Genomic DNA, 16,177 nt, shown 5'->3' on the forward strand with positions numbered 1-16,177 from the left:
CTATTTTACCCGTACTCCGGAGTCCGGTTTCCCTCGGCTGGGCTGGAGTTGGTCCACGTCGACGTGACGCGGAGTCGGGGCTAGCGTCGTGCTGGTGAACGCCGCACCAGACTCTCTTCCCCGCACCGCCGGGGCCCTGCGCGAGGCCGGGTACCGGCCCCGCCCGATCAGCCAGGAGATCCACGACAACCTGCTCGCCGCCCTGCGCGCGGGGGAGGACGCCTGGCCGGGGATCGTCGGGTTCTCCCGCACGGTGCTGCCCCAGCTCGAACGCGCGCTGCTCGCCGGCCACGACGTCGTCCTGCTCGGCGAGCGTGGCCAGGGCAAGACGCGCCTGCTGCGCACCCTGGCCGGTCTGCTCGACGAGTGGACCCCGGTCATCGAGGGCGCCGAGCTGGGCGAACACCCGCTCGAACCGATCACCCCGGCCTCGATCCGCCGCGCCGCCGAACTCGGCGACGACCTGCCCGTGACGTGGCGTCATCGGAGCGAGCGGTACACCGAGAAGCTCGCCACCCCGGACACCTCGGTCGGTGACCTGATCGGCGACGTCGACCCGGTGAAGGTGGCCGAGGGCCGCAGCCTCGGCGATCCCGAGACCATCCACTTCGGACTCGTGCCGAGGGCGCACCGCGGCGTCGTGGCGATCAACGAACTGCCCGACCTCGCCGAGCGCATCCAGGTCGCGCTGCTGAACGTCATGGAGGAACGCGACATCCAGGTTCGCGGGTACACCCTGCGGCTGCCGCTGGACGTGCTGCTCGTAGCGACCGCGAACCCGGAGGACTACACCAACCGCGGCCGGATCATCACCCCGCTCAAGGACCGCTTCGGCGCGGAGATCCGCACGCACTACCCGCTCGACGTCGCGGCCGAGGTCGCGGTGGTACGGCAGGAGGCCCGCCTCGTCGCGGAGGTCGGCGAGCCGCTGCTGGAGGTCCTCTCCCGGTTCGTGCGGAACCTGCGGGACTCCCCGGTGATCGACCAGCGCTCCGGGGTGTCGGCCCGGTTCGCGATCGCGGCGGCCGAGACCGTCGCCGCGGCGGCGCTGCGGCGTTCCGCGCTGACCGGCGAGCAGCCCGCGGTCGCCCGTCCGGTCGACCTCGACGCGGTGCCCGCCGTGCTGCGCGGCAAGATCGAGTTCGAGCCCGGCGAGGAGGGCCGCGAGATCGAGCACCTCGTGCACCTGATGCGCCGCGCGCTCGCGGAGACGGCGCGCGAGCGCTTCGCCGGGCTCGACCTGCGCCCGCTGGCCGACGCCGTCGCCGACGGGCACCTGGTCGCGACGGGGGAGCGCGTGCCAGGCCGGGACGTGCTGTCCGCGCTCCCGGAACTGCCGGTGCTGCACGAGGTCGCGCAGCGCGCCGGGGTGTCGGCGGACGAGCCGGCCGGACGGATCGCCTCGGCGGTCGAACTGGCACTGGAATCGCTGTTCCTCGCCCGCCGGGTCAGTAAGGACTCCGGCGAGGGCACGACGGTGTACGGCGAATAATGCCGTTGCTGCCCGAGGGATATTCCTACGGTCCGTGGCACGACGGGCCGGACCCGCTCGCGCCGCCCGCGGACCTGCGTGACGCGCTCGACGAGATCGGCCGCGACGTGATGGCCGGGGCGTCGCCCCGGTCGGCGCTGGAGGAACTGCTGCGCCGGGGCACCGAGCGCACGGCCGGGCTCGACGAGCTGACCCGGCGGCTGTGGCAGCGCCGTTCGGAGATCCAGCGACGGCATCGCCTCGACGGGACCCTGCAGGAGGTCCAGCGGCTGCTCCAGGAGGCACTCGACGCCGAGCGCCGCGCGCTGTTCCCCGATCCGGACGACGACGCGCGCTTCCGGGAGGCCCAGCTCGACGCGTTGCCGCCGGGCACGGCCGCGGCCGTCCGCGAGCTCGCCGAGTACGAGTGGCGGTCCGAGCAGGGACGCGAGAACTACGAACGGATCCGGGACCTGCTCGGCCGCGAGCTGATGGACTCGCGGTTCCAGGGCATGAAACAGGCGCTGGAGAACGCGGGCCCGGAGGACGTCGAACGCGTCAACCAGATGCTGTCGGACCTCAACGCGCTGCTGAACGCGCACGCGCGCGGCGTCGACGACATCGACGAGCGGTTCGCGGAGTTCATGCGCCGCCACGGGGAGTTCTTCCCCGAGAATCCCCAGAACGTCGAAGAGCTGGTCGACGTCCTCGCGGCACGCTCGGCCGCGGCGCAGCGGATGCTGAACTCGATGACCGAGGAACAACGCGCGGAACTGGCCGAGCTGACCCAGCAGGCGTTCGGCGATCCCCGGCTCGCCCAGCAACTGTCCACACTGGACGCTCAGCTCCGCGCGCTGCGGCCGGGCGAGGACTGGACCTCGTCCGAGCGCTTCCGCGGCCAGGACCCGCTGGGGCTCGGCGAAGGCGCGCGGGCGATGTCCGACCTCGCCGAGCTGGACGCGCTCGCCGAGCAGCTCGGCCAGTCTTATCCCGGCGCGCGGCTGGAGGACATCGACCTCGACGCGCTCGAACGGCAGCTCGGCCCCGACGCGGGCGTCGACGCGCGGCGGCTGTCCGAGCTGGAACGCGAGCTGCGGCGGCAGGGCCTGTTCGAACGGGCGCCGGACGGCACGCTGCGTCTGTCGCCCAAGGCGTTGCGCCGGCTGGGCGAGACCGCGCTCGCCGAGGTGGTGAACGCGCTGCGCGGGAAGGCGGGCGAGCGCGAGACGGAGTCCGCGGGCGCGGCCGGCGAGCCGACCGGGGCGAGCAGGCCGTGGCGGTTCGGGGACATGCAGCCGTGGGACGTGCCGCGTACGATCCGCAACGCGGTGCTGCGGTCGGTGTCGACCGGCACCGGCGCGGTTCGTCTCGACGTCGAGGACGTCGAGGTGGTGGAGACCGAGCACCGGTCCCGCGCGGCGGTGGCGCTGCTGGTGGACACGTCGTGGTCGATGGTCCAGGAGGGCCGGTGGCTGCCGATGAAGCGGACCGCGCTCGCCCTGCACCAGCTCATCAGCACCCGGTTCCGCAACGACGCCCTGCAGCTGATCACCTTCGGCCGCTACGCGACGCCCGTCGAGCTGCCGGAGCTGATCGGCCTGGAGGGGACCTGGGAGCAGGGGACCAACGCCCAGCACGCCCTGTTGCTGGCGGGCCGTCACCTGCGACGGCATCCCGACGCGCAGGCGGTGGTGCTGATGGTCACCGACGGCGAACCGACCGCGCATCTGGAACCGGACGGCGAGGCCGTGTTCGACTACCCGCCGGAGCCCGCGACCATCCACAAGACACTGTCCGAAGTGGACCGGATCGCGAAGCTCGGCGCGGCGGTGACGGTGTTCCGGCTCGGGGACGACCCCCGGCTGACGGCGTTCGTCGAGATGATCGCGCGCCGCTCGGGCGGCCGGGTGCTCGCTCCGGATCCGGACGGGCTCGGCGCCGCCGTGGTGAGCGACTTCCTGCACACCCGCCGTCGCTGACCGGACTGCCGGGCCGGGCGACACTTGACCCTCACGTCACGTGAGGCTCCAGGGTGGACCTCGTCAGGGCCGGAACGGCCGAAGGGAGGCACGATGGGGTACCCGGTGGGCGAGGTGGCCCGGCTGGCGGGCGTCACCGTCCGCACGCTGCACCACTACGACGAGGTCGGGCTGCTCGCGCCGAGCGGGCGGACCACGGCGGGATACCGCAGCTACGACGAGGACGACCTCGACCGGCTGCAGCGCATCCTGTTCTACCGGGAACTCGGATTCGGCCTCGAGACGATCGCGGCCATCCTCGACGACCCCGGGGCCGGGGCCGTCGAGCACCTGCGGCACCAGCACGCGCTGCTCGAGGAGCGCATCGCGCGGCTGGGCCGGATGGCCGAGCTCGTCGAACGCACGATGGAGGCGAAGCTGATGGGCAACGCGTTGACGCCCGAAGAAAAGCTCGAGGTGTTCGGCGGTTTCCGCGAGCCGGCGGGCTACGAGGAGGAGGCGGTGCGCCGCTGGGGGCACACGCCCGAGTGGCGGGCCCGGCCGCCCGAGATGTCCAAAGAGGACTTGGCCGAGGGCGAGCGGGCCCGTGCGGACTGGGTCCGCAGGCTGCTGGCCCTGCTGGACGGCGGCGCGGCCCCGGACGGCGCGGAGGCGATGGCGCTGGCCGAGGAGCACCGGGCGATGCTCGGCCGGTTCATGGGGGAGTGCGGGTACGAGATGCAGCAGCGCATCGCCGAGCTGTACGTGTCCGAGCCGGTACAGCTCGGTTTCCTGATCCGCGAGCCGGAGCAGCGGCCGGGGATCGGGGTGTTCGTGCGGGACGCGATCCGGGCGAACGCGGCCCGCGCCGGGCAGGGCTGACCCGGCGGCGCCGGACGGGCGGGGACCGTCCGGCGCCGCCCCGGACGTGAGATTTTCCCACCGGTCGGGAGTGTGGCGGCGGCGGTGCTTAGAGTCGAGGGTATGCAGACTTGGTCATCGGTCGACGTGCCCCGGCTCCCCGGCACCCCCCGCCCGCTCCGGCTCCACGACACCGCGACCGGGCAGATCCGCCCGACCGCGCCGGGGGAGACCGCCCGGATGTACGTGTGCGGCATCACCCCCTACGACGCGACCCACCTGGGGCACGCCGCGACCTACCTCGCGTTCGACCTGGTCAACCGCCTGTGGCGGGACGCCGGGCATGAGGTGCACTACGTCCAGAACGTCACCGACATCGACGAGCCGCTGCTCGAACGAGCAGAGCGGGACTCCGACGACTGGATCGTGCTCGGCATGCGCGAGACTGCGCTGTTCCGCGAGGACATGGAGGCGCTGCGGGTGATCCCGCCGCGCGAGTTCGTCGGCGCCGTGGAGAGCATCCCGGAGATCGTCGAGGTCATCGCCAAGCTGATCGCCAACGGCAGCGCCTACCGCGTGGACGATCCCGAGTACCCCGACGTCTACTTCGACCACAGTGCGACCGGGCGGTTCGGCTACGAGTCGAACTATGACGCCGAGACCATGGCGAAGTTCTTCGCCGAGCGGGGCGGCGATCCGGAGCGGCCGGGCAAACGGCACCCGCTCGACGCGTTGCTCTGGCGGGCGGCGCGGCCCGGTGAGCCGTCGTGGGAGTCCGAGCTCGGCACCGGCAGGCCGGGCTGGCACATCGAGTGCAGCGCGATCGCGGTCAACCGGCTCGGCCTCGGCTTCGACGTCCAGGGCGGCGGCTCCGACCTGGTCTTCCCGCACCACGAGTTCAGCGCCGCCCACGCCGAGGCGGTGGCCGGGGACGGACCGTTCGCGCGGCACTACGTGCACGCCGGGATGATCGGCCTCGACGGCGAGAAGATGTCGAAGTCGCGGGGGAACCTGGTCTTCGTCTCCCGGCTGCGTGCCGACGGGGTGGACGCCGGGGCGATCCGGCTCGCCCTGTTCGCCGGGCACTACCGCACCGACCGGCCGTGGACCGCCGACCTGCTCGCCGAGGCCGAAACCCGGCTCGCGCGCTGGCGGGAAGCGGTTTCCCTGCCCGCCGGGCCGGACCCCGCCGACACCATCGCCCGGCTGCGCGACCACCTCGCCGACGACCTCGACACCCCGAAGGCACTGGCGGCCGTGGACGCGTGGGCGAACGCCGCCCTCCGCCGCGACGGCACCGACCCCGCGGCACCGGAGCGGCTCCGGACCGCGGTCGACGCCCTCCTCGGCATCGCCCTCTGAACCCCGGCACCGTGGTGGACGCCGGAGGTCTCGGCGCCCACCACGGTGTATAACGACCTATACGGCTCCGCTTTCGCTAGTGGCTATGGTCTTCCCATGGGCGTCGGGGTAGGTCCAGTGTGCTGAAGGCCACCTTGAGGGCGTTGGCGTCCCTCAAGGTGGCCTTCGGAGCGTGCGGCTAGGCGACCTTCCCGTCGGCGAGTTCGAGCCGATCGCCGGTCCAGTCGCGACGCAGCCACCGATCGTGCGAGGCGATCACCACCGCTCCCGGTGCCGAGCCGAGCGCGGCGAACAACTCCTCGGCCAGTGTCAGCGAGATGTGGTTCGTCGGTTCGTCGAGCAAAAGCACGTCCGGCGGCTGGGCGAGCAGGACGGCGAGTGCCAGGCGGCGGCGCTGGCCGACCGACAGCGTGCCGACCGGCCGCCCGAGGTCGCGGGAGGCCAGCAGGCCGAGCCTGCTCAGCGGCGGGGCCTGTTCGCCCAGTGCCTCCCGGTAGACCTGATGCGCGGTCCGCGCGGGATCGGGGAACTCGACGTCCTGGTCGAGCATCCCGACACGCACCCCGTGTCCGAAGTGGACGGTTCCGCCGGCGGGCGTGAGCCGTCCCGCCAGCACGGACAGCAGCGTCGACTTCCCGGCGCCGTTGCCGCCGGTGACGAGCAGCCGGGCGGTGCCGGTGACGTCCAGCCTCGGCACGCTGAGCCGTCCGGGCACCTCCAGTTCGCGGACCGAGACGGCGGGTCCGTCCCCGGCGGCCTTCCCGGTCAGCTCGGCGGCGAACCGCAGCGGCGCGGGCGGTTTGCGGACCTGCGCGCGTTCGAGTTCTTCGAGCCGCTGCTGGGCGTCGCGCACCCGCCGGGAGATCGTCTTCTGGACGCGGGCGCCCTTGAAGTGGTGGATGAACTTGTCGTTGTCCCGCGGTCCCCGCCCGTACGCCACGTTGCGCGCGGTGACCGCGACCGTTTCCCGAAGCTCCTTGAGCTCCTCCTGTTCCTCGGCGTATCGCTGTTCCCAGCGGGCCCGCTCGGCCCGTTTCTGGCCGAGGTAGGCGGAATACGAGCCGCCGTACCGGGTCGCGCCGCCGACCAGCCGGTCCGCCGGAGCGGGGTCGAGATCGACGATGTCGGTGCACACCGCGTCGAGGAACACACGGTCGTGCGAGGACAGCACCACGACGCCGGTGAGCTCGGCGAGATGGCGTTCGAGGAACTCCATCGCCGCGTCGTCGAGGTGGTTCGTCGGCTCGTCGAGCAGCAGCGTCTCCGGGCGGCGGACGAGCAGCGCAGCGAGACCGAGCCGGGACCGCTGGCCGCCGGAGAGCGTGCCGAGCCGCCGCGCCGGGTCGATGCCACCGAGGCCGAGCCCGTCGCAGACGAGTTCGGCGCGGCGGTCGGCGTCCCACAGGTCGTGTGCCTGTGCCCAGTCGAGCACCCGGCCGTACTCGTCGAGCAGTGCGGCGTCGTCGGGGCGTTCGGCCATCGCGGCGGTGAGCTCGTCGAGCCGCGCGGTGGCCGTGCGGATTTCGGCGAGCGCGTCGTCGATGACGTCGGAGAACGCGGCCGTGGCCGGGAAGGGCAGTTCCTGGAGGAGGAAGCCGAGGTCGTCGCCCCGCCGGACCTCGCCGGAGCGGGGGTGTTCGAGCCCGGCGAGGAGCCGGAGCAGGGTCGACTTCCCGGCGCCGTTCTCGCCGACGAGCCCGACCCGTTGCCCGGCCGAGGCGGTCAGCGAGACGCCGTTGAGTACGAGGCGGGTGCCGTAGCCGAAGACGAGGTCGTTGGCCTGCAAGGAAAGCGTACGAGACATGGTGCGTCACCGGGCCCTGGGTGGAAGGGGAAAGTCCTCGCCGGGCGTCGTGGCGCACGGGAGCGTGGGCTCCACCGGGCGCGGCCTCGGAAGCGGGGATGGGCGCGGTTCAGTTCCTCATAGTGCGCACAGCTTAATGCGACGGGAGTAGGGTTAGTCAACCCGGTATGACGCGGGTCACGTGTTCGGGGGACTCGCGCAGCCGGGTCGCCTCGCGTTCGGCGATCGCGCGGCCGTCGGTGAGGAACCCGAGCAGGGCGGTGAGCTGGCGGCGGTCGAAACCGCCGAAGCGGTCGCCGAAGAAGCGGGCGAGTGGCGCGTACAGCTCGGCCAGTTCCGGCAGCCGGTCGGGGAGCGGGCGCACGGCGAGGCGTCGCCGGTCCTCGGGGTCGGGGACGCGTTCGACGAGCCGGGCGCGTTCCATCCGGTCGAGCATGCGGGTGAACGCGCCGGTGGTCATGCCGAGCAGGCCGGCGAGCTCGGTCGGGGACTCCGAAACGCCGCCGCTGACCAGGTGCAGGCAGTGCAGTTCGGTGGCGGTCACCCCGAGGCGTTCGGCGACCGCGGCGTGGAAGCGCACGGTGGAGCTGACGAAGTGGGGGAGCGCCAGTGCGGCGGCTGTGGCGAGTTCTCGCTGGTCGGGCACGGGTCGGCTTCCAAGCAGTAGCGAACGGGAGCAGTCGCTGCGCTGTGCAGTGACTGACGGGTCAAGGATATCGGAAGGCGTTGACAGTCCGCAGATCGACGGTAATTATGAAAGAAGACTTTCGAAAGAACTCTTTCGCAAGGGGGGTCGATGACCGAGCTGCCACCGCGCAAGCGGATCGAAGACGTGGAGCTGATGCGGGCGCTGGCGCATCCCCTGCGCTCGGCCGTCCTGGATCACCTGATGGCCGTCGGCCCGCGGACGGCGAGCGAGTGCGCGGCCGCGGTCGGGTCCACGGCCTCGAACTGCAGCTGGCACCTCCGTCAGCTCGCGCAGTACGGCTTGGTGGAGCGGGCCGAGGCGGAGGACGGCCGCGAGCGTCCGTGGCGGGCCTGTGCGGTGGGCTTCGAGCTCGGTGAGCCGGGCGATCCGGCGTCGCGGCGGGCCCGGCTCGCCGTCGTCGGCGCAGCCCTCGCACGTGAGCAGGAGCTGACCCGGCGGTTCCTGGACACCGTGGACGAACTGGAGCCGGAATGGCGCGACACGAGCGGGCTCAGCACCTACGCGCTGCGGTTGACGCCGGCCGAGCTGGCCGGGCTGACCGACGCGATCGACGCGCTGGTCCGGCCGTACGTGGCGACGATCAGGGCCGACGCGCCGGAGGACGCGCGGCCGGTGCACGTCGGCCTGCGGGCCTTCCCTCGGATCGCGCACGACGGGCGGCCGGAGGCGTGAAGGGGCCACTGGGGGAGCCGGGCTTCGGACGGCTGTGGGTGGCGGCGTTCTTCGCCGAGAGCGCCGAGTGGATGCTCCAGGTCGCGCTGCCGGTCCATCTTTTCCGGACCACCGGTTCGGCGACCTCGACCGCGCTGAGCATCGTGCTCGGCATGCTGCCGATGGTGCTGCTGAGTCCCGTCGCGGGGGTGGTCGCGGACCGGTGGGACCGGCGGCTGGTGATGACCGCTGTGTCGGCGGGGCAGGCGATCGTCGTGCTCCCGCTGTTGTCCTTCACCGGGGCACCGGTCGTGTACGTCGTCATGGCGGCGCAGGCCGGGCTCGCCGCGGCGTTCGAACCGGCGCGCAACGCGCTGGTTCCGCAGCTCGTCGGCGTCACCGAGGTCACGGCGGCGAACGGCCTGATGAGCGTCAACGGGAGCGTCGCGCGGCTGGCCGGGGGCTGGCTCGGCGGCGCGCTGCTGGGCGAGTCGGGCCTGGGCACGGTGGTGGCCGGATACGTCGCCGCGCTCGCCGCGGCGGTGCTTCTGCTGCTCAAACCGTTCGGCCGTAAGGAAAACACCCCACGTACCACGGTCCGCGAGCCGGTGGTCCGAGCCTGGGTGGACGGTCTGCGGGAGCTGGCCCGGCACAGGCGGCTCCGCCCGGTCGGCGCAGCGGTGGTGCTCGGTTCGGTGGCCCAGGGCATGTTCCTGGTGCTCTTCGTGGTCTATGTGCTCGACACCTTGGGTGGCAGCGAAGCCGACGCCGGTCTGCTGCGCGGTGTCCAGGCGATCGGGGGCTTGGCGGCCGGGCTCGCGCTGGCGACGGTCGCCCGCCGGGTCGCGCCCACCGCGTTGCTGGGCTGGGGTGCGCTGGCGATGGCCGTGCTGTCCGGAGTGATCTGGAACCTGGCGGCGGTGACGACGGCGATCGGGGTGTACGCGGGGCTCTTCATGGCCGTGGGCGCACCGGCGGTCCTGACCGGCGCCGGGCAGCTCGCCGAGGTGCAGAGCATCGTGTCGCCGGAACGGGCGGGCCGGGTGCTGAGCACGGTGTTCGCGATGGTCGCTGCCGGGATGTCGGCGGGCGCGCTGCTCGCGGGCGCGTTGATCCCGGTCTTCGGCACGGCCGCGCTGCTCGACGTCCAGGCCGGCCTCTACCTTCTCGCGGGCCTGATCGTCCTCGTCGCCCGCCGGAGGTCTACGCGGGAGCGGGAACGTCGGTCGTTCGGAGGCGGGCGAAAAGCAGGGCCTGCGGGACTTCCTCGTCCGGGTCGAGCAGCAGCTGGGCTTCGACGGTGAACCCGGCGGCACGCAGCCACCCCGCCACCTGCCCGGGCTGTCGGCGGTGGACGTTCACCTTCATGGGATGCCCGCCGTAGCCCGTGGTTTTCAGCCGGACCTCCTGACCGACGTGAAAGCCGATGAGCAGCGGTCCGCCGCGGCGCAGCACCCGCCGGAAGTGCCCGAAAACCGAGGGAACCACACTGTCGGGCAGGTGGATCAGCGACCACCAGGCGAGCAGACCGGCGACCGAACCGTCGGCGAGATCCAGGTCGGTCATCGACCCCACCTCGAACCGGAGGCCGGGATGGTCACGCCGGGCCACCTCGATCATCGCGGGGGAGAGGTCGATGCCGAAAGCATCGATGCCCAGCCTGGCCAGGTGCTCGGTGACGTGCCCCGGCCCGCAGCCCACGTCCGCCACCGGTCCGTCCCCGGCCGCCCGCACGGCGTCGGCGAACAAAGCCAGCGTCGCTCGCAGGTACGGCGCGCCATCGACGGCGTGACGTAGTTGATCGGCGTAGCTGACCGCGACCGTGTCGTAAGAAGTCCGGGTGTCCGCCAGCCAGCCGTCCGCGTCCATGTCCGACACCGTAGGCGCGAGCAAGGGCGAGGTCCGGTCTTTCCGGGTGTGCGATTCGTCGTTCGCTGTCTTGTCCGGCACCAGGGTGGTTACCGTGGTGGGGTGCCGTATCTCTTCGCCACCAGCGATCTCCACGTGACCCACGAGGGCAACGCCCCGATCGTCGACGACGTCGTGCCCGAGACCCCGGACGACTGGCTGCTCGTCGCGGGCGACGTCGCGGAACGGGTCGAATCGGTCGTCGAAACGCTCGAAGTGCTGCGACGGCGGTTCGCGAAGGTGATCTGGACGCCGGGCAACCACGAGCTGTGGACCACCGCCAAGGACGAGTGCCAGCTGCGGGGCCAGGCACGGTACGAGCACCTGGTCGAGCGCTGCCGTGCGATCGACGTGCTGACCCCGGAGGACGAGTTCCCGGTGTGGCGGCACGCGGCGCGGCCGCTGACGATCGCGCCGCTGTTCCTGCTCTACGACTACAGCTGGCGCACGCCCGAGGCAGAGGGCAAGACGCTCGAAGTCGCGTTGCGGCAGGCCCGGGACGCGGGGGTGGTCTGCACCGACGAGTACTTCCTGTACCCCGACCCGTATCCGACCCGCCAGGCGTGGTGCGCGGACCGGCTGAAGACCAGCGTCGAGCGGCTCGACGCGATCCCGGAGGACCACGGGACGGTGCTCATGTCGCACTGGCCGCTGCACCGGCACCCGACGGCGCCGTTGTACTGGCCGGAGTTCGCGCTGTGGTGCGGGACGACGCGGACCGAGGACTGGCACCTGCGCTATCGCGCGGAGGTGGCCGTCTACGGGCACCTGCACATCCCGAGGACGACCGAGGCTGACGGCGTCCGGTTCGAGGAGGTCTCCCTCGGCTATCCGAGGGAGTGGCGCAAGCGGTCCCGTGGCCCGGTCCCGCTGCGCCGTGTCCTCTGGCCCTCCTGACGGCGGCGCGGGGCCCGTCTAGCGGAGGCCGGGGCCGTCCTGCCCCGGCCTGCGGCGGCGCAGGTACCGCTCGAACTCGGCGGCGATCTTGTCGCCGCTCACGTCCTCCAGGGTGAACTCGTTGTCCGCGTCGCCGCGTTCCTCCAGGCCGCGGACGTACTCGCTGATCTCCTCGTCCTCGTCGGCCATTTCGGTGACCGTGCGCTCCCACTCCTCGGACTGCTCGGGAAGCGCGCCGAGCGGGATCTCGACGTCCAGCACGTCCTCCAGCTTGCGCAGCAGCGCCAGGGTGGCCTTCGGCGACGGCGGATGCGAGACGTAGTGCGGCACCGCGGCCCAGATCGAGACCGCCGGGATCCCGGCCTGGACGCAATAGTCCTGCAGCACCCCGACGATGCCGGTCGGGCCTTGGTAGTTGTTCAGGTCGAGATGGAACAGGGAAGCGGTCTCCTTGTCGTAGGCCGTCCCGGTGACCGGCACCGGCCGGGTGTGCGCGGTGTCGGCGAGCAGCGCACCGAGCGTCACCACGACGGCGACGTCGAGCTGCTGGATGTGGTCGAGCAACTCGGCGCAGAAGGCCCGCCAGCGCATGTTCGGCTCGGGGCCCTGGACGAGGATGACGTCGCGGTCGAGCCCGTCGGGGCGGCACACCGACAGCCGGGTGGTCGGCCAGTCGATCCGCCGGGTGACGCCGTCCACCATGCGGACGGTGGGCCTGCTCACCTGGTAGTCGTAGTAGTCGTCCGGGCTCAGCTCGGCCAGGGGAGTCGCGTCCCAGTTGAGCTGCAGATGCTCGACCGCCCTGCTGGCCGCGTCCCCGGCGTCGTTCCAGCCTTCGAAGGCGACGACCATCAGGGGGCGGTTCGTTTCGGCGCGGTCGGGCTCCGGGGCGCTGCCCGGCTCATCAGGCCGCTGGGTTTCGTCGACGGGCTCACTCACTTGACCAGCCTACGACCCTGCGGCCGTACGCTGTTCAGCATGTCCGATCGCCTCGCCTCGCCGTTACTCGACGCCCTCCGCACCCGGGTCCTGGTAGCCGACGGTGCGATGGGTACCGCCCTGCAGGCCCACGACCTCGGTCTGGATGATTTCGCAGGTCTCGAGGGCTGTAACGAGATACTGAATATCACCCGTCCGGATGTAGTCCGGGGCGTCCATCGGGGGTATTTGACGGCGGGCGCGGACGCCGTCGAGACGAACACGTTCGGGGCCAACTACGCGAACCTGGCCGAATACGACATTCCCGAGCGGATCTTCGAGCTGGCCGAGGCCGGGACCCGGCTGGCCCGCGAGGTCGCCGACGAGTTTTCGACGCCGGAGCGGCCTCGGTTCGTCCTCGGCTCGGTCGGCCCTGGCACGAAACTGCCGACGCTGGGGCACGCGCCCTTCACGACGCTGCGTGACGCCTACTTCGAGGAGGTCCGCGGGCTGCTGGCGGGCGGGGCGGACGCGGTGATCGTCGAGACCACGCAGGACATCCTCCAGACGAAGGCCTCGATCATCGCGGCGCACCGCGCGATGGCCGCCGAGGGCAGGCGGATCCCGATCATCGCCTCGATCACCGTCGAGACCACCGGCACGATGCTGCTCGGTACCGAGGTCGGCGCCGCGCTCGCCGCGCTGGAGCCGATGGGCATCGACCTCATCGGCCTGAACTGCGCGACCGGGCCCGCCGAGATGAGCGAGCACCTGCGGCAGCTGTCCAAGCACGCGCGGGTCCCGCTCTCGGTGATGCCGAACGCCGGCCTGCCGGAACTCGGCCCGGACGGCGCGGTGTACCCGCTGAGCCCGGAGGGGCTCGCGGAGGCGCTCACCGGGTTCGTCCGGGAGTTCGGCGTCGGCCTGGTGGGCGGCTGCTGTGGCACGACCGATGAGCACATCCGGCAGCTGGCCGCCGCCGTCGCGGACCTGGCCCCGGCGCGGCGCCGCCCGCGTCCGGAACCCGGGGTGTCCTCGCTCTACCAGGCCGTGCCCTTCCAGCAGGACGCCAGCGTGCTGATGATCGGCGAGCGCACCAACGCCAACGGCTCGAAGGCGTTCCGGCAGGCGATGCTGGAGGGACGGCTGGACGACTGCGTCGAGATCGCCCGCGACCAGACCCGGGACGGCGCGCACCTGCTGGACCTGTGCGTCGACTACGTGGGCCGCGACGGCGAGGCGGACATGGCCGAGCTGGCCGGGCGGCTCGCGACGGCGTCGACGCTGCCGATCATGCTGGACTCCACCGAGGTCGGCGTGCTGCGCGCGGGCCTGGAACGGCTCGGCGGCCGGTGTGCGATCAACTCGGTGAACTACGAGGACGGCGACGGGCCCGAGTCGCGGTTCCAGCGGGTCATGGCGATGGCGAAGGAGTTCGGCGCCGCCGTGGTCGCGCTGACCATCGACGAGCAGGGCCAGGCCAGGACCGCGGCGAAGAAGGTCGAGATCGCCGCCCGGCTGATCGAGGACATGGCGGGGAACTGGGGGCTGCGCCACAGCGACATCATCATCGACACGCTCACCTTCACGATCTGCACCGGGCAGGAGGAGTCGCGCGGGGACGCGGTCGAAACGATCGAGGCGATCCGCGAGCTGAAGCGGCGGTATCCCGAGGTCCAGACCACGCTGGGGCTGTCGAACGTGTCCTTCGGTCTCAACCCGGCGGCCCGCCAGGTGCTGAACTCGGTGTTCCTGCATGAATGCGTCCAGGCCGGCCTGGACACCGCGATCGTGCACGCGTCGAAGATCCTGCCGATGGCCCGGATCCCGGAGGAGCAGCGAGCCGTGGCGCTCGACCTCATCTACGACCGCCGCCGCGAGGGCTACGACCCGCTGCAGGCGCTGATGGCGTTGTTCGAGGGCGTCAGCGCCGCCTCGTCGAAGGCCTCGCGCGCGGAGGAGCTGGCCGCGCTGCCCCTGTTCGAGCGGCTGGAGCGGCGGATCGTCGACGGTGAGCGCACCGGGCTGGACACCGATCTGGACGAGGCGCTGACGCGGCGGCCGGCGCTGGAGATCATCAACGACACGCTGCTGGCCGGGATGAAGACCGTCGGCGAGCTGTTCGGCTCCGGTCAGATGCAGCTTCCGTTCGTGCTGCAGTCGGCCGAGGTGATGAAGGCGGCGGTCGCGCACCTCGAACCGCACCTGGAGTCCGACGACGACAGCGGCAAGGGCCGGATCGTGCTGGCGACCGTCCGCGGCGACGTGCACGACATCGGCAAGAACCTCGTCGACATCATCCTGTCCAACAACGGGTACGAGGTCGTCAACCTCGGCATCAAGCAGCCGATCACGACGATCCTCGACGCGGCGGAGGAGAACGGTGCCGACGCGATCGGGATGTCCGGGCTGTTGGTCAAGTCCACGGTGATCATGAAGGAGAACCTCGAGGAGATGAACTCCCGAGGGGTCTCCGCCCGCTGGCCCGTGCTGCTCGGCGGCGCCGCGCTCACCCGCTCCTACGTCGAGAACGACCTGACCGAGCTGTACCTCGGTGACGTCCGCTACGCCAGGGACGCCTTCGAGGGGCTTCGGCTGATGGACGCCATCATGGCCGCGAAACGCGGCGAGACGCCGATCGTGGACGCGGAGGCGGAAAAGAAGCGGCGGGAGCGCAAGGAACGCCGGGAGCGCTCGCTGCGGATCGCCGAGGCCCGCAGGGCGAAGCAGGCCGAGCGGGAGGCGGGCGAAGAACCGCCGCCCGCGCGGTCCGACGTCGCCACCGACGTTCCGGTGCCGGCGCCGCCGTTCTGGGGCTCACGCGTGGTCAAGGGCGTCGCGCTGGCCGACTACGCGGCGATGCTCGACGAGCGCGCCACGTTCATGGGGCAGTGGGGTCTCAAGGGGGCCAGGGGCGGTACCGGGCCGACCTACGAGGAGCTGGTGGAGACCGACGGCAGGCCGCGGCTGCGGTACTGGCTGGACCGGCTGACCGCGGACGGTGTCCTCGCGCACGCCGCGGTGGTCTACGGCTACTTCCCGTGCGTGGCCGAGGGCGACGACGTCGTGGTGCTGGCCGAGCCGCGCCCGGACGCGCCGGAACGGCTGCGGTTCACCTTCCCGCGCCAGCGCCGCGACCGGCGGCTGTGCCTGGCCGACTTCTACCGGCCGCGGGAGCTGGCCGTGGCGGAGGGGACCGTCGACGTCGTCCCGCTCACGCTGTGCACGATGGGCCAGCCGATCGCCGACTACGCCAACGAGCTGTTCGCCGGCGACTCCTACCGCGACTACCTGGAGGTGCACGGTCTCGGCGTGCAGCTCACCGAGGCGCTGGCGGAGTACTGGCACTGCCGGATCCGCCACGAGCTGCGCTTCGCCGGTGGCGTGGCGGTGGCCGAGGAGGACCCCGCCGACGTCGAGGAGTTCTTCAAGCTCGGTTACCGGGGCGCGCGCTTCTCGCTCGGGTATGGGGCGTGCCCCGATCTGGAGGACCGTGCGAAGATCGTGGAGCTGCTGGAGCCATCGCGGATCGGTGTCAAGCTGTCCGAGGAGTTCCAGCTGCACCCGGAGCAGTCGACCGACGCGATCGTCTGCCATCACCCGGAAGCGAAGTACTTCAACACCTGACCCGAAAAGGG

12 protein-coding genes are annotated in these 16,177 nt (G+C 71.8%); 8 read left to right on the forward strand and 4 right to left on the reverse strand.

Annotated features, from left to right (window positions below; genetic code table 11):
- Nucleotides 1-94: 94 nt before the first annotated feature.
- From ABD987_RS14665 to mshC, 4 genes are all read left to right on the forward strand, one after another.
- Nucleotides 95-1,492 (forward strand): ATP-binding protein, encoded by a 1,398-nt coding sequence (locus ABD987_RS14665; RefSeq protein ID WP_345392264.1) that lies wholly within the window; start codon nucleotides 95-97, stop codon nucleotides 1,490-1,492.
- Nucleotides 1,492-3,450, forward strand: coding sequence for a VWA domain-containing protein (locus tag ABD987_RS14670; protein ID WP_345392267.1), 1,959 nt, complete (start codon nucleotides 1,492-1,494; stop codon nucleotides 3,448-3,450). The genes ABD987_RS14665 and ABD987_RS14670 overlap by 1 nt, the downstream gene beginning before the upstream one ends.
- A 93-nt stretch (nucleotides 3,451-3,543) precedes the next feature.
- Nucleotides 3,544-4,311 (forward strand): MerR family transcriptional regulator, encoded by a 768-nt coding sequence (locus ABD987_RS14675; RefSeq protein WP_345392270.1) that lies wholly within the window; start codon nucleotides 3,544-3,546, stop codon nucleotides 4,309-4,311.
- A gap of 102 nt (nucleotides 4,312-4,413) precedes the next feature.
- Nucleotides 4,414-5,652: a cysteine--1-D-myo-inosityl 2-amino-2-deoxy-alpha-D-glucopyranoside ligase gene (gene mshC / locus ABD987_RS14680; protein WP_345392273.1), complete on the forward strand. Its 1,239-nt coding sequence runs from the start codon at nucleotides 4,414-4,416 to the stop codon at nucleotides 5,650-5,652.
- Between the two features lie 178 nt (nucleotides 5,653-5,830).
- Here mshC and ABD987_RS14685 read toward each other — a convergent pair whose 3' ends face one another.
- A complete protein-coding gene (locus tag ABD987_RS14685; protein ID WP_345392276.1) occupies nucleotides 5,831-7,456 on the reverse strand; it encodes an ABC-F family ATP-binding cassette domain-containing protein in 1,626 nt (541 codons plus the stop codon).
- A gap of 157 nt (nucleotides 7,457-7,613) precedes the next feature.
- A complete protein-coding gene (locus ABD987_RS14690; protein WP_345392279.1) occupies nucleotides 7,614-8,102 on the reverse strand; it encodes a MarR family winged helix-turn-helix transcriptional regulator in 489 nt (162 codons plus the stop codon).
- 150 nt (nucleotides 8,103-8,252) lie between these two features.
- Between ABD987_RS14690 and ABD987_RS14695 the strand changes: the two genes are divergently transcribed.
- Both ABD987_RS14695 and ABD987_RS14700 read left to right on the forward strand, forming a co-directional pair.
- The gene (locus ABD987_RS14695) at nucleotides 8,253-8,837 is read left to right on the forward strand and encodes a helix-turn-helix domain-containing protein (RefSeq protein WP_345392282.1); all 585 of its coding nucleotides are present in this window, start codon (nucleotides 8,253-8,255) and stop codon (nucleotides 8,835-8,837) included.
- Entirely contained in the window at nucleotides 8,834-10,120 is a 1,287-nt protein-coding gene (locus ABD987_RS14700) for an MFS transporter (RefSeq protein WP_345392285.1), read from the forward strand. The genes ABD987_RS14695 and ABD987_RS14700 overlap by 4 nt, the downstream gene beginning before the upstream one ends.
- Here ABD987_RS14700 and ABD987_RS14705 read toward each other — a convergent pair.
- Nucleotides 10,020-10,685, reverse strand: coding sequence for a class I SAM-dependent DNA methyltransferase (locus tag ABD987_RS14705; RefSeq protein WP_345392288.1), 666 nt, complete (start codon nucleotides 10,683-10,685; stop codon nucleotides 10,020-10,022). The genes ABD987_RS14700 and ABD987_RS14705 overlap by 101 nt on opposite strands.
- A 102-nt stretch (nucleotides 10,686-10,787) precedes the next feature.
- Between ABD987_RS14705 and ABD987_RS14710 the strand changes: the two genes are divergently transcribed.
- Entirely contained in the window at nucleotides 10,788-11,621 is an 834-nt protein-coding gene (locus ABD987_RS14710; protein ID WP_345392291.1) for a metallophosphoesterase family protein, read from the forward strand.
- 18 nt (nucleotides 11,622-11,639) lie between these two features.
- Here ABD987_RS14710 and ABD987_RS14715 read toward each other — a convergent pair whose 3' ends face one another.
- Nucleotides 11,640-12,560: a PAC2 family protein gene (locus ABD987_RS14715; protein ID WP_345392294.1), complete on the reverse strand. Its 921-nt coding sequence runs from the start codon at nucleotides 12,558-12,560 to the stop codon at nucleotides 11,640-11,642.
- A 39-nt stretch (nucleotides 12,561-12,599) separates the two neighbouring features.
- Between ABD987_RS14715 and metH the strand changes: the two genes are divergently transcribed.
- Nucleotides 12,600-16,166 carry a methionine synthase gene (gene metH / locus ABD987_RS14720; RefSeq protein ID WP_345392297.1) on the forward strand — a complete coding sequence of 1,189 codons (3,567 nt, stop codon included), beginning with the start codon at nucleotides 12,600-12,602 and terminating at the stop codon, nucleotides 16,164-16,166.
- Nucleotides 16,167-16,177 lie beyond the last annotated feature (11 nt).

Source organism: Amycolatopsis samaneae, from assembly GCF_039541975.1.
GTDB classification, from domain to species: Bacteria; Actinomycetota; Actinomycetes; order Mycobacteriales; family Pseudonocardiaceae; genus Amycolatopsis; species Amycolatopsis samaneae.

Excerpts from the sequence above, each read along its gene's own strand:
- ABD987_RS14670 (WP_345392267.1), top strand. The coding sequence starts at position 1,492 with ATGCCGTTGCTGCCCGAGGGATATTCCTACGGTCCGTGGCACGACGGG.
- ABD987_RS14675 (WP_345392270.1), top strand. The coding sequence starts at position 3,544 with ATGGGGTACCCGGTGGGCGAGGTGGCCCGGCTGGCGGGCGTCACCGTC.
- mshC (WP_345392273.1), top strand. The coding sequence starts at position 4,414 with ATGCAGACTTGGTCATCGGTCGACGTGCCCCGGCTCCCCGGCACCCCC.
- ABD987_RS14685 (WP_345392276.1), bottom strand. The coding sequence starts at position 7,456 with ATGTCTCGTACGCTTTCCTTGCAGGCCAACGACCTCGTCTTCGGCTAC.
- ABD987_RS14695 (WP_345392282.1), top strand. The coding sequence starts at position 8,253 with ATGACCGAGCTGCCACCGCGCAAGCGGATCGAAGACGTGGAGCTGATG.
- ABD987_RS14705 (WP_345392288.1), bottom strand. The coding sequence starts at position 10,685 with ATGGACGCGGACGGCTGGCTGGCGGACACCCGGACTTCTTACGACACG.
- metH (WP_345392297.1), top strand. The coding sequence starts at position 12,600 with ATGTCCGATCGCCTCGCCTCGCCGTTACTCGACGCCCTCCGCACCCGG.